This window comes from Kitasatospora sp. NPDC028055 (genome assembly GCF_040637885.1).
Classification (GTDB): Bacteria; Actinomycetota; Actinomycetes; order Streptomycetales; family Streptomycetaceae; genus Kitasatospora.
In genome coordinates this window covers 59558-71780 of sequence record NZ_JBEZXE010000002.1, presented here as the reverse complement: position 1 = coordinate 71780, position 12223 = coordinate 59558, and the positions used below count along the sequence as shown (strand labels likewise).

The window sequence follows — 12223 nt, the reverse complement described above, 5'->3', positions numbered from 1 at the left end:
GACGGTTCCTCGGAGGGGCCCGCGACCCCGTTGCCCGGCGCGTCGTTGCACGGTCGGCCCAGTGCCGTGCCGTAGGGGGACGGGACGCCGCACGGCCGTCCGGGTGGACCGGGCGGGTCCGGGCGGGTCCGGGTGACGGGCCGTCCTCCGAGCGGGTGAGTCACGGGCGCGGCGGCTTGAGGGGGAACGTGCGCGAGGGGGACCGGCGACGGGGGAAACGGGAGTAGCATCCGGATCAGGTGAACGTGGTCCGGATCACACTTGAGGGAGCAGGGTCCATGGCGTACACGACCGACGAGACGCTCACCGTCCTCGTCTACAGCGACGACCGCAACACCCGCGAGCAGGTGCTGACGGCGCTCGGCCGTCGCCCTGCCGAGGATCTTCCGGAGCTGTCCTACCTCGAATGCGCGACCACCCCCGCGGTGCTCAAGGCATTGGAGAAGGGCGGCGTCGACCTCTGCGTGCTGGACGGCGAGGCGGTGCCGGCCGGCGGCCTCGGCCTCGGGCGCCAGCTCAAGGACGAGATCTACGGGTGCCCGCCGGTGTTGGTGCTGATCGGCCGGCCGCAGGACTCCTGGCTCGCCGCCTGGAGCCGGGCCGATGCCGCGATCTCCCGCCCGGTCGACCCGGTGGCGCTGGCCGAGGCGGTCGCCACCCTGCTGCGGGCCCGGATGGCCAAGCGGGCCCCGGCCACGCGTTGAGCGGTGCCGTCTCAGTACTGGAGATGAGGGCGCCGTAGGCGCCCCGCCGCTCGATAGGCTGGCTCCATCCGTACGGACGTCCCCCCTCGCGGGGGAACCGACAACAGCTGGAGTCAGCCATGGTGAACGTGAACCCTGCGAACGGTGGTACCGACCCCGCGCAGGTGGTCCGCACCTGGCCGGACCTCCTGGCGGCGCTGTTGAAGGGGGAGGACCTCGACCGCTCGTCCACCGCGTGGGCGATGGACCGGATCATGAGCGGCGAGGCGTCCCCCGTCCAGGTGGCCGGGTTCATGGTGGCGCTGCGGGCCAAGGGTGAGACGGTCGACGAGATCGCCGGCCTGGTGGACGCGATGTACGACCACGCCGAGCCGCTGGACATCCCCGGCCCGGCGGTCGACATCGTCGGCACCGGCGGGGACCGGGCGAAGACCGTCAACATCTCGACCATGTCGGCGATCGTCGCCGCGGCGGCCGGGGCCAAGGTGGTCAAGCACGGCAACCGGGCGGCCTCCTCCTCCAGCGGCTCCTCGGACGTGCTGGAGAAGCTCGGGGTGGCGCTGGACCTCTCCTCCCGGCGGGTGGCCCAGGTGGCCGAGGAGGTCGGGCTCACCTTCTGCTTCGCGGCGAAGTTCCACCCCTCGATGCGGCACGCCGCCACCGCGCGGCGCGACCTCGGGGTGCCCACCGCCTTCAACATCCTCGGCCCGCTGACCAACCCGGCGAGGGTCACCTCGCACGCGATCGGCTGCTTCGACACCCGGCTGGCCGGGCTGATCGCCGGGGTGCTCGCCCGGCGCGGGGCGACCGCGCTGGTGTTCCGCGGCGACGACGGGCTGGACGAGCTGACCATCACCACCACCTCGCGGGTCTGGCTGGTGCGCGACGGCGTGGTCACCGAGACCACCTTCGACCCGCGGGACGTCGGCATCGAGCTGGTCGGCATCGAGGCGCTGCGCGGGGCCGACGCCGCGTACAACGCCGAGGTCGCGCGCCGGCTGCTGACCGGGGAGCGCGGGCCGGTGCGGGACGCCGTCCTGCTGAACACGGCGGCGGCGCTGGTCGCACTGGACCTGGGCGACGCCCCGCTGGCGGAGCAGCTCGCGGCGGGCATGGCGCGGGCGGCCGAGGCGATCGACTCCGGCCGGGCGCAGGACCTGCTGCGGCGCTGGTCGGAGGCCACCAGCCGGATCTGAGGCGGTAGTTGGGGCCCGTGCCGATCCGTCGGCACGGGCCCTTCGTGCCCGCCTCGATGTACCCGCCCCGAGCCGAAGGGGCGCGCCGGTGTCGAAAGTCGAGGAGCGACAAGCGAGGTACGAGCGCCGGAGCGACGAGCGTCGGCGCCGGGTCCGAGCGCCCCGGAGGCGAGCGGGCGAAGACACCGTCCGGATGGTGGATGCCTGTTTGACCGTCCGACGTGCCCGACCTAGAGTCTTCGCCAGGTCATGAGTGACAGCGCCAAGCCCCAGCTGGCTGTCCGGCAACCCTCCGTCCGTGGCGGGGTGCCCTGGGTGAGGACCGGGTCGCCGGGCAAGCCGTCCGCGCGACAAGCGCGGACACCGGACGATCTGCACTCCCGGGGTCCCTTACCCCGTGAAGGAGTGCATCCCCATGTCCCTCTCCCTCGGAACCAGCGCCCCGCTCGCCGTCCTCGGCCACGACGTCGAGGTCCCGCTCGTCAGCGGTGAGAAGGTCGGCTACGCGGCGCTCGACTACGCGGCCAGCGCGCCGGCGCTCCAGCGGGTGTGGGACGACGTCGCCGCCTACGCCCCCTACTACGGCAGCGTGCACCGCGGCGCCGGCTACCTCTCCCAGCTGTCCACCGACCTGTTCGAGCAGAGCCGCCGGACCGTCGCCGAGTTCCTCGACCTGCGCGAGGGCGACCAGGTGGTCTTCACCCGCGCCACCACCGACTCGCTCAACCTGCTGGCCGCCGCCGTCCCGGCCGGCACCCGGGTGTTCGCCTTCGAGACCGAGCACCACGCCTCGCTGCTGCCGTGGGCGCACGCCGGGCTGGAGGTCGGCTACCTGCGGGCGCCGCGCTCGCGGGCCGAGGCGGTGGCCGCGCTGGAGGAGGCGCTGGCCGCGGCGCCGGAGGGCCCGAAGCTGCTGTGCGTCACCGGCGCCTCCAACGTGACCGGCGAGCTGTGGCCGGTCGCCGAACTGACCGGGACCGCGCACCGGTACGGCGCCCGGGTGGTGCTGGACGCCGCCCAGCTGGCCCCGCACCACCGGGTCTCGGTGCGCGAGCTGGGCGTCGACTGGATCGCCTTCTCCGGCCACAAGCTGTACGCGCCGTTCGGCGCCGGGGTGCTGGCCGGCCGCTCCGACTGGCTGGACGCGGCCGAGCCCTACCTGGCCGGCGGCGGGGCGACCCGGACGGTGGCCCGGGAGCTGGACGGCTCGGTGGCGGTGCAGTGGCACACCGGCCCGGCCCGGCACGAGGCCGGCTCGCCGAACGTCATCGGCGCCTACGCGATCGCGTCGGCCTGTCGGGCGCTCACCGAGGCCGGCTTCGACGCGCTGGAGGCCCGGGAGCGGGAGCTGGTCGAGCGGCTGACGGCGGGGCTGGCGGAGATCCCCGAGGTCCGGGTGCTGAACCTGTTCGGGGCGGGCTCGGCCCGGGTGGGCGTGCTGTCCTTCGTCGTCCGCGGCTGGAACAGCTCGCACTTCGCGGCCGCGCTGTCCGCCGAGTACGGCATCGGCGTGCGCGACGGACTGTTCTGTGCGCACCCGCTGGTGCGCACCCTGCTCGGTGACGAGGATTCGGCGCCCTCCGAGTGCGGGGCGCCCGAGCCCTCGCTGCCCGGTGAGCGCAGCCTGAACGCGATCCGGGTGAGCTTCGGGGCCGGTACGCCGGACGAGCACGTCGAGCGCTTCCTGGCCGCGGTCCGCGAGCTGGTCACGGACGGCGCGGCGTGGAACTACCGCAACGAGGGCGGCCGTTGCGTCGCCGACACGCGCCGCGCGGGCTGAGTCCTACTCGTCCAGGCCGAGGGCGAAGGCCGCTTCCAGGTCGTGCTGGGAGTAGGTGCGGAAGGCGATCTGGGTCTCCGTGTGGGCCACACCCGGGACCTTGTTGAGCCGGCCCGGGATGACCTCGGCCAGGTCGTCGTGGCGGCGCACCCGGACCATCGCCACCAGGTCGTATCCGCCGGTCACCGAGTACACCTCGCTGACGCCCTCGATCGCGGCGATGGCCTCGGCGATCTCGGGGATGCGGTCGACACTGGTCTTGATCAGGACGATGGCGGTGATCACAGTTCGGGCTCCTTGATGCGGGTGCGGCCAGCGTATCGGGCCTCAGCCGGGGCGTCTCGGGGGGTGGCCGACCACGGTGCAGGCGTACAGGAAGCCCGCCGAGAAGCCGATCACGTGCACCAGGTAGGCGACCCCGGGCCCGGCCGAGTGCACCGACCACCACTGCAGGGCGAACCAGAGGCCGAGCACCAGCCAGGCCGGGAAGCGCAGCGGGAGGAAGAGGAGCAGCGGGACGAGGGTGGTCACCCGGGCCCGCGGGTGGAAGCGCAGGTAGGCGCCGAGCACGGCGGAGATCGCGCCCGAGGCGCCGATCAGAACCCGGGTGGAGTCGGGCGCGTGCGACTCGGCGAGTGCGAAGCCGTACGAGGCGGTGCAGCCGGCGGCCAGGTAGAAGAGGAGGTACCTGGCCCGGCCGACCCGGCGTTCCACGGTCGGGCCGAAGACGTGCAGGAAGAGCAGGTTGCCCAGCAGGTGCAGCCAGCCGGCGTGCAGGAAGAGGCCGGTGAGGGCGGACACCGCCGGGTGCTTGCCCGGGGTGGGGGCGGCGGGGCAGCCGGGGACCGGGTCGGGGGCCTCGGCCAGCTGCCCGGCGGTCAGCGGGTGGCCGGTCAGCAGTTCGGCGGGGACGGCGCCCCAGCGCTGCTCGTACCGCTGCTCGGCGCAGATCCGGGTCTGGCCGGTGCCGTACAGGGGGTTGAGGCCGGCCGCCGGGCCGAGCAGGAAGACCAGGGTGTTGACCGCGATCAGGGCGTAGGTGACCGCCGGGGCGGGCAGCGCCGGGCGGCCGTCCCGCGCGTCGGTGTGGTCGGGGGCCGTGAGCGCCATGCGGCCAAGCATCCCTCCGGGCGCGGCAGGTGACACGGCGGTTTACGGCAGGTGGACTACTGGGCCGTCCGGCGGGGCGGGACGGGCTCCGGTCATCTCGGCTGACCGGTGGTCCTGGTGGTTGCCCCAGGCAATAGGCTTGGGGCGGGCATTCCCGCCTCCCGCCGCCGACGCCGGGGCTCCGGGGGGAGCGCCTCGCCCGCCCAGGGACCAGCCGAGAGGACCCCCCGATGACCGTCGCCGCTCCGACCGCCGAGACGCGCTGGCGCTGCACGCTGTGCGGCAACCTCACCCGCTTCGACGTGACCCGCTCCGCGCGGGTGACCGAGTTCCTGCACTTCGACCTGGCCGGCGAATCCCGGGTCGAGGAGACCGAGGTGCACAGCGAGACCGTGGAGTCGGTGCGCTGCCGCTGGTGCAACGCGGTGGACCAGGTCGAGCTGGTGGCCCGTCCGGGCGCCGAGGGCGTGGAGGCCCCCGCCGCGCAGGGCTGACCCCGCCGGTGCGGTGGGCGGTGCGCGACGCCGCCGTCCACCGCACGGGACAATACAGACAAGACGCACGGAGCGTGACGACAGGGGCGGCCGCGGCCGCACCCGCTGGACCAGGATCGGAGCCGAGGACGTGGTGGACGCAGCGAGGGAGCCCGGCGAAGCGCAGGGGCTTCAGCCCGCTGCGCCGGCACCGGAGCCGGCCGCCGAGCCGGGCCCGTCCGAGACCGAGCTCCCGGAGGGCCCCGGCGCGGCCCCGGCCGGTGCGGGTGCCGAGCGGGCGGCCGAGAAGCTGGACCGGCCGCTACCCGAGGGGGTGCGCCGGCGGGTGGTCGGGCTGGCCTCGGACGCGCTGGGCGGGCTGCCGCCCGGGGAGCTGCCGCAGAGCCTGCGTCAGTACGTCAAGTTCACCCCCGCGCGGCGGGCCAAGTACGCGGCCACCGCGCTGGCGGCGGCGCTGGAGTCCGAGCCGGCCTTCCGGGTGCGGATAGCGGAGCGGCTGCGGCTGGGCCAGCCGGACCTGGTGAAGGCGCTGGAGTCGGGGACCGTCCCCGGCGCCGCCGATCCGATGGACGTCGCCGCCGCCGCCTACCTGGTGCGCTCGCCCGGCTGGAGCCGACTGGTCGCCGAGGCGGGCGAGGAGGCCGAGCGGGCCGGCGCCGAGGACGCGGCGGCGGAGGCCTCCCGGCTGGTGGAGAAGCTCCAGGCCGAGCTGGCCGAGGTGCGGGCCGCGGCGCGCGCGGACCTGGAGCGCCAGCGGGCGGAGTTCGAGGGCGTCCGGCGCGAGGCCGAGTCGCTGCGCAAGAAGGTGCGGTCGCTGGAGAGCGACACCCGGCGGGCGCAGGCCGAGACCCGGCGGGTGACCGGGGAGCTGGAGGCGGCGAGGGCGCAGGCCGCCGGGGAGCGCAGCGCGGCCGAGTCCGAGGCGCGGCGGCTGCGGCACCGGGTGTCCGAACTGGAGACCGCGGTCGAGCAGGGCCGCCGCTCGGCCCGGGAGGGCCGCAGCGTCGAGGACATGCGGCTGCGGCTGCTGCTGGACACCGTGCTGCAGTCGGCGCAGGGCCTGCAGCGGGAGCTGGCCCTGCCGGTCTCCCAGATCCGCCCGGCGGACCTGGTGGAGGCGGTGGTGCCGGGGGCGGCCTCGCCGCACGACGTGGCCCGGCGCGGCCTGGCCGAGGACGACCCGGCGCTGCTGGACCAGCTGCTGGCGATCCCGCAGGTGCACCTGGTGGTGGACGGCTACAACGTGACCAAGACCGGGTATCCGGCGCTGCCGCTGGAGCAGCAGCGGATCCGGCTGCTGGGCGGGCTGGCGATGCTGGCCCAGCGCACCCAGGCGGAGGTCACCTGTGTGTTCGACGGGCAGGACCTGGACGTACCGGTCATCATGGCGCCGCCGCGCGGGGTCCGGGTACGGTTCAGCCGGACCGGCGAGACCGCGGACGAGCTGATCCGCCGTCTGGTCCGGGCCGAGCCGCAGGGCCGCCCGGTGGTGGTGGTCTCCACCGACCGGGAGGTCGCGGAGGGCGTGCGGAAGGCGGGTGCGCGCCCGGTGGCCTCGGTGCTGCTGCTGAACCGGCTGGCCCGGCCCTGAGCTGGGGCCGGAGGCGGTGACGGCAGGTCAGTGGGGTTTCCGTGCGGGTGTGCGGATCCGGTGAAGTCAGTGGGGGAACCGGAGTTCACGCCTTCGGGGGAGTGGCAAAACGGGTAGATCTTCACTAGGGTCTGGCGTCAAACCTATTTTCCGGAATCTCACCTGATCAGGTGAGTCCGATGGAAGAAGGAGCCGGTCTCTTGGCCTCCCACCGCCGTCCGAAGCAGCCCAGCCGCGCACGGGTCTCCGTGCTCACCGCTGCTGCTGCGACCGCGGTCGCCCTCTCCGCGCAGGTCGCCGCGCACGCGGCGCCGCAGCCGAACAAGAGCGACGTCAAGGCGCAGATCGACCAGCTCCAGCAGGAGCAGGAGCAGGCGGCCGAGAAGTACAACGGCGCCAAGGAGCGTGCCGACCAGCTCCGCAAGCAGGCCGACCAGCTCCAGGACCAGGTGGCCCGCAGCCAGGACCAGATGAGCCAGCTCCAGGTGGGCCTGGCCCAGGTCGCGGGCGAGCAGTACCGCACCGGCGGCATCGACCCGTCCGTGCAGCTGATGCTCTCCTCCGACCCGTCCGGCTACCTGGACAAGGCGTCGAGCGTCCAGCAGGCCAGCACCACCCAGACCGAGGCGCTCAAGGGCCTGCTCGACCAGCAGCGCCGGCTGGACCAGGAGAAGGCCGAGGCGGCCGCCGTGCTCGCCTCCCTGGACTCCACCACCAAGGACCTCAACCAGGCCAAGGCGGACGTCAACACCAAGTTGAAGGCCGCCCAGGACCTGCTGAACTCGCTCAGCGCCGCCGACCGGGCCGCGCTCCGGGCCCAGCAGCAGCAGGACGACCGCGCCTCCCGCGGCGCCGACCGGGTCGACCTCAGCAACCTGCCGCCGGCCAGCGGCTACGCCGCCGTGGCGGTGGCCAAGGCGATGAGCAAGCAGGGTTCGCCGTACGTCTGGGGCGCCACCGGGCCCTCCACCTTCGACTGCTCGGGCCTGATGGTCTGGGCGTACGGTCAGGCCGGCGTCTCGCTGCCGCGCACCTCGCAGGAGCAGGGCCACATCGGGACCGCCGTGACGCTGGCCACCGCCCAGCCGGGCGACCTGGTGATCTACGGCGGCGACATGCACCACGTCGGGATGTACATCGGCAACGGCATGGTGGTCCACGCGCCGCACACCGGTGACGTGGTGAAGGTGATGAAGGCCGACGCGATGTCGATCAACACGATCCGCCGGATCTGACGCCCCGGCACCACCCCGAGGGCCGGTTCCGGCCCTGTGATCCGCGCCACCTCCGATCGGGGGTGGCGCTTCGGGTGTGCGTCCCCGATGGGCCGGACGGTGAGAGTCGATCAGCTTTGCGTGCGGCGCTGATCACCATCAGTCATTTTCACAAAAGAACATGGGTAATCTTCCGTCTTTTTTCTGACAAGGATTTGAACCGATCACGGTTCAGTTACTAGGGTCGTGCCCCGAACCACCGCACAGTCGATCACCCAGCCCGGGTGGCGGCGGTGGTTACCGCCGAGTTCGCGAAACAGCGGGGCAGGTCGCAACGACTGCCCGACAGGGGAGCCCAGTAGTCGGGGGCGCTGCGGAGCGGAGCCGGGGAACCACACGTTCCTCCGGGGTGAATCGGCGCCAGGTCGGCCGTAGGTGAGGCCGGTGAGGCGTCGTAGGGCATGCTTCCGGCCCGAACCCGTCAGCTCACCCGGTAGGCGGGAGTAGGAAGAAGGAGTCCGCCTTCGTGGCGTCCCATCGTCGTCCCAAGCCCGCCAGCCGTACCCGCGTCTCGATCCTGACCGGTTTCGCCGCCGCGGCCGTCGCCCTCTCCGCGCAGTCCGGCGCGCACGCCGACCCGCAGCCGACCAAGGACCAGGTCAAGGAGCAGGTCGACCAGCTCAACGAGCAGGCCGAGCAGGCGACCGAGAAGTACAACGCCGCCCAGGAGAAGCAGCAGGAGCTGGAGAAGCAGGTCTCCGGCCTCCAGGACCAGGTGGCCCGGCAGCAGGCCCAGGTGACCGACCTCCAGGGCGGCCTGGCCGAGATCGCCGGCGAGCAGTACCGCAACGGGGGCATATCCCCGACGGTCCAGCTGATGTTCTCCTCCAGCCCGGACAACTTCCTCAACCAGGCCGGCGCGCTGAACCAGGCGGGCAGCACCCAGAAGAACCAGCTCAAGCAGCTGCAGGACCAGCAGCGCAAGCTGGACCAGGACCGCACCGAGGCCCAGGGCAAGCTCGGCGAGCTGGAGGCCACGACCCAGCAGCTGAAGGCCTCCAAGGACGAGGTCCAGAACAAGCTCAAGGCCGCCCAGGACCTGCTCAACACGCTGACCGAGCAAGAGCGCCAGGCGATCAAGGCGGCCGAGGAGAAGGCCGCCGCCGACGCCGCCGCGAAGGCCGCCGCCGCCGCCAAGCCGGCCACGCCGGACCGCGCCTCGCGCGACAACAGCCGCAGCGACCTCGGCTCGGGCTCCACCGCCGCGCCGGTCAAGGTCGCCCCGGGCAGCTCGCACGGTGCCGCCGCGCTGGCCGCCGCCGCCACCAAGGTCGGCAGCCCGTACGTCTGGGGCGCCACCGGCCCCGGCTCCTTCGACTGCTCCGGCCTGATGGTCTGGGCGTTCAACCAGGCCGGGGTGTCGCTGCCGCGCACCTCGCAGGAGCAGGCCGGCGCCGGCACCCGGATCGGCTCGGACATCTCCCAGGCCCAGCCCGGCGACATGCTGATCTTCTACGGCGACGCCCACCACGTCGGCATCTACGCGGGCAACGGCCAGGTGCTGCACGCTCCCAAGCCGGGCGCGTCGGTGCGCTACGAGGCCGTCTCCAACATGCCGCTGTCCTCCATCGTGCGGGTCTGATCCCCACCCACGCGTTCACGGGCCCGGTCCTCCGTCACGGAGGGCCGGGCCTGCGGCTTTTCCGGCGGATCGACCTGGTGTCCGATTAGGGGTCAAATATTCGGGTCGGTAGGGGTTTGGACTCACTTGCCCGGACTCGCTAACGTCTGCCACCGGACTCCCGCTCGACGGCCGCCCACCGGGGCGCGGCCGCGGGGCCGCGCCGCAGGACTGGAGCCGTTGCCGCCATGCCCGTGCACCGTCGTTCCCAACTGCTCGCCCGTGCGCTGGTACTGACCGCGGCCGCCACCACGGCCCTGGGCGTGGCGACCGCCGGCAGCGCCCAGGCCGCCCCCGGGGCGCCGGACGCGCCCGACCGCAAGGACGTCAAGGCCCAGGTCGAGCAGCTGTACGACGAGGCCGAACAGGCCTCGGAGAAGTACAACGCCGCGCAGGAGGCGCAGAAGCGGCTGCAGGGCGAGACCACGATCCTCCAGGGCGAGGTCGCCACCGCCCAGGAGCAGCTCAACGAGCTGCGCGGGGACCTCGCCACGGTCGCCGGGGCCGAGTACCGGGGCGGCGGGATGACCCAGACCGCCCAGCTGATGCTCTCCAGCGACCCGGAGGCCTACCTCACCCGCGCCCGCACCCTCGGCCAGGCCGCCGAGCGCCAGCAGGAGACCCTGCACGAGCTGGTCACCCGTCAGCGCCGGCTCGACCAGCGCCGCACCGAGACCGCCGCCAAGCTCGCCGAGCTGGACGAGGCCCGCCGCTCGCTCGCCGACAGCAAGCAGCAGATCCAGCAGCGCCTCGCCACGGCGCAGAAGCTGCTCAACAGCCTGGGCGCCGCCGAGCGGAACCGGATGGTCGCCCAGGACGCCCGGGAGGCCGAGCAGCGCGCCACCCGCGGCACCGACCGGCTGGACCTCGGCAACGCCCCGGCCGCCTCCGAACGCGGGGCCGCCGCGCTGGCCGCCGCGGTGCGGATGGTCGGCTCGCCCTACGTCTACGGATCCACCGGGCCGCGTGCCTTCGACTGTTCCGGTCTGATGTACTACAGCTGGCGGCAGGCCGGAGTGACCCTGCCGCGCACCTCGCAGGCCCAGGCGTACGCCGGGCAGCGGATCAGCCTCTCCGAAGCGCGGCCGGGAGACCTGGTGATCTTCTACCGGGACATGCACCACGTCGGGATGTACGCCGGCGGCGGAGTGATGGTGCACGCCCCGTACCCCGGCGCCAAGGTCCGGTACGAGAGCGTCAACGCGATGCCGGTCTCGGGAGTGGTCCGGCTCTGAGCACGACGCCCCCCGGGTCGGACGGCCCCCACCCGATAGACCCCGCGCGCCCGGTGCTGTCCCGGCGCGGCGCGCTGCTGCTGGCGGCCGGCGGGCTGGCCCAGCTCTCGTTGCCCCCGGTGGCCCCGCCGCCGGGCGGGCGGGCCGTCGACCGGCAGGCCGAGGTCACCGCCCTGCTGGCGGCGCGGGCGCGCTCGCTGCCCGTCTGGTCGGGGCTCACCGGGGCCGAGGCGGCGTACCGGAACCTGGTGCTCTCGCCGCCCGCCGGGCCGGAGCGGCAGGACGCGTCCGTCGAGCTGGCGCTGCGGATCGCCGGGTACGACGAGTACCCGGTGGTGTACCCGCGCCGGATCGAGCTGGTCCGGGACGGGGGCGGCTGGCGGGTCGAGCACGAGGAGGGCACCGGCGGGCCCCCGGCACCGTGGGACCTCGGCCCCGTCCGCACCGCCGCCGGAGCCCACTGCCTGGTGCTCGGCCTGGCCGACGGGCCCGACCCGGCCGGGCTGGTCCCGGTGGGGGACAAGGCGGTGCCGGCCGTCAGCGCGGTCTGGGGTGACGCCTGGCCCGGCCGGCTGCTGCTGGAACTGCCCGCCACCGAGCAGCAGTTCGCCCGGCTGCTGGAGGCCGACCCGGCGGGCTGGACGGGCATGGCGGCGGTCACCGTGGCCGCGCCCGGCGCGCCCCGGCACACCCCGGCGGACCGGGTGGTGGTCAACCCCGAGGCCTTCGCGAAGCTCAGCGACTTCGGCCGCCAGGTGGTCGTCACCCACGAGACCACCCATGTCGCGACCCGGGCCGACACCCGGGCGTGGACCCCGCTGTGGCTCTCCGAGGGCGTCGCCGACTGGACGGCCTACCGGGACTCCGGGCGGCGCCCGCAGCAGATCGCGCCCGAGCTGGCCCGGGACGTCGCCGCCGGGAAGCTGCCCACCGCGCTGCCCGCCGACGCGGACTTCGCCGCGGGCGCCGACGGCATCGCCCAGGCCTACGAGCAGTCCTGGCTGGCCTGCGAGCTGATCGCCCGCCGGTACGGGGCACAGCGGCTGGTCGCCTTCTACCGGGCGGTCGGCGCGGCCGACGGGGCGGGCGAGGACCGGGCGCACCGGACGGACCGGCTGCTGCGGGCCGAACTGGGCGTCGGACTGGCCGAGTTCACCGGGCTGTGGCTGACCGAGGTCGAGGCCTTGAAGGGCTAGGGCTGGTAGGGCCGGGCACGGG

The 12223-nt window shown here is 74.0% G+C and carries 11 protein-coding genes and 2 riboswitches; of the genes, 9 read left to right on the top strand and 2 right to left on the bottom strand.

Annotated elements, in window-relative coordinates; translation table 11 throughout:
- Positions 1-278: 278 nt before the first annotated feature.
- The 3 genes from AB0F71_RS04265 to AB0F71_RS04255 all read left to right on the top strand — a co-directional run bounded on the left by AB0F71_RS04265 (position 279) and on the right by AB0F71_RS04255 (position 3680).
- Positions 279-704: a hypothetical protein gene (locus AB0F71_RS04265; RefSeq protein ID WP_360227904.1), complete on the top strand. Its 426-nt coding sequence runs from the start codon at positions 279-281 to the stop codon at positions 702-704.
- Between the two features lie 119 nt (positions 705-823).
- Positions 824-1900, top strand: coding sequence for an anthranilate phosphoribosyltransferase (gene trpD / locus AB0F71_RS04260; protein ID WP_360227902.1), 1077 nt, complete (start codon positions 824-826; stop codon positions 1898-1900).
- Between the two features lie 245 nt (positions 1901-2145).
- Positions 2146-2263: riboswitch (SAM riboswitch) on the top strand.
- A gap of 52 nt (positions 2264-2315) precedes the next feature.
- On the top strand, positions 2316-3680 hold the full coding sequence (locus AB0F71_RS04255) for an aminotransferase class V-fold PLP-dependent enzyme (RefSeq protein ID WP_360227899.1): 1365 nt from the start codon (positions 2316-2318) through the stop codon (positions 3678-3680).
- Positions 3681-3683: 3 nt separating this feature from the next.
- Here the strand turns inward: AB0F71_RS04255 and AB0F71_RS04250 are convergent, their stop codons facing one another.
- The gene (locus tag AB0F71_RS04250; protein WP_030240061.1) at positions 3684-3965 is read right to left on the bottom strand and encodes an Lrp/AsnC ligand binding domain-containing protein; all 282 of its coding nucleotides are present in this window, start codon (positions 3963-3965) and stop codon (positions 3684-3686) included.
- A gap of 42 nt (positions 3966-4007) precedes the next feature.
- On the bottom strand, positions 4008-4790 hold the full coding sequence (locus AB0F71_RS04245; RefSeq protein WP_360227896.1) for a rhomboid family intramembrane serine protease: 783 nt from the start codon (positions 4788-4790) through the stop codon (positions 4008-4010).
- Between the two features lie 230 nt (positions 4791-5020).
- Between AB0F71_RS04245 and AB0F71_RS04240 the strand changes: the two genes are divergently transcribed.
- The 6 genes from AB0F71_RS04240 (at position 5021) to AB0F71_RS04215 (ending at position 12201) form a co-directional block, all read left to right on the top strand.
- Positions 5021-5284: a hypothetical protein gene (locus AB0F71_RS04240; protein WP_360227893.1), complete on the top strand. Its 264-nt coding sequence runs from the start codon at positions 5021-5023 to the stop codon at positions 5282-5284.
- A gap of 289 nt (positions 5285-5573) precedes the next feature.
- Positions 5574-6875 (top strand): NYN domain-containing protein, encoded by a 1302-nt coding sequence (locus AB0F71_RS04235; protein ID WP_360228943.1) that lies wholly within the window; start codon positions 5574-5576, stop codon positions 6873-6875.
- Positions 6876-7075: 200 nt separating this feature from the next.
- Positions 7076-8110 (top strand): NlpC/P60 family protein, encoded by a 1035-nt coding sequence (locus AB0F71_RS04230; protein ID WP_360227890.1) that lies wholly within the window; start codon positions 7076-7078, stop codon positions 8108-8110.
- Positions 8111-8448: 338 nt separating this feature from the next.
- A riboswitch (cyclic di-AMP (ydaO/yuaA leader) is annotated at positions 8449-8605 on the top strand.
- Between the two features lie 10 nt (positions 8606-8615).
- Complete coding sequence (locus AB0F71_RS04225) at positions 8616-9731, top strand: NlpC/P60 family protein (protein ID WP_360227888.1); 1116 nt, start codon at positions 8616-8618, stop codon at positions 9729-9731.
- Between the two features lie 227 nt (positions 9732-9958).
- Positions 9959-11005 (top strand): NlpC/P60 family protein, encoded by a 1047-nt coding sequence (locus AB0F71_RS04220; RefSeq protein WP_360227885.1) that lies wholly within the window; start codon positions 9959-9961, stop codon positions 11003-11005.
- Between the two features lie 53 nt (positions 11006-11058).
- Positions 11059-12201, top strand: coding sequence for a hypothetical protein (locus AB0F71_RS04215; RefSeq protein WP_360227883.1), 1143 nt, complete (start codon positions 11059-11061; stop codon positions 12199-12201).
- Positions 12202-12223 lie beyond the last annotated feature (22 nt).

Coding starts and splice junctions, on each gene's coding strand:
- AB0F71_RS04265 (WP_360227904.1), top strand. CDS start 279: ATGGCGTACACGACCGACGAGACGCTCACCGTCCTCGTCTACAGCGAC.
- AB0F71_RS04220 (WP_360227885.1), top strand. CDS start 9,959: ATGCCCGTGCACCGTCGTTCCCAACTGCTCGCCCGTGCGCTGGTACTG.
- AB0F71_RS04255 (WP_360227899.1), top strand. CDS start 2,316: ATGTCCCTCTCCCTCGGAACCAGCGCCCCGCTCGCCGTCCTCGGCCAC.
- AB0F71_RS04245 (WP_360227896.1), bottom strand. CDS start 4,790: ATGGCGCTCACGGCCCCCGACCACACCGACGCGCGGGACGGCCGCCCG.
- AB0F71_RS04240 (WP_360227893.1), top strand. CDS start 5,021: ATGACCGTCGCCGCTCCGACCGCCGAGACGCGCTGGCGCTGCACGCTG.
- trpD (WP_360227902.1), top strand. CDS start 824: ATGGTGAACGTGAACCCTGCGAACGGTGGTACCGACCCCGCGCAGGTG.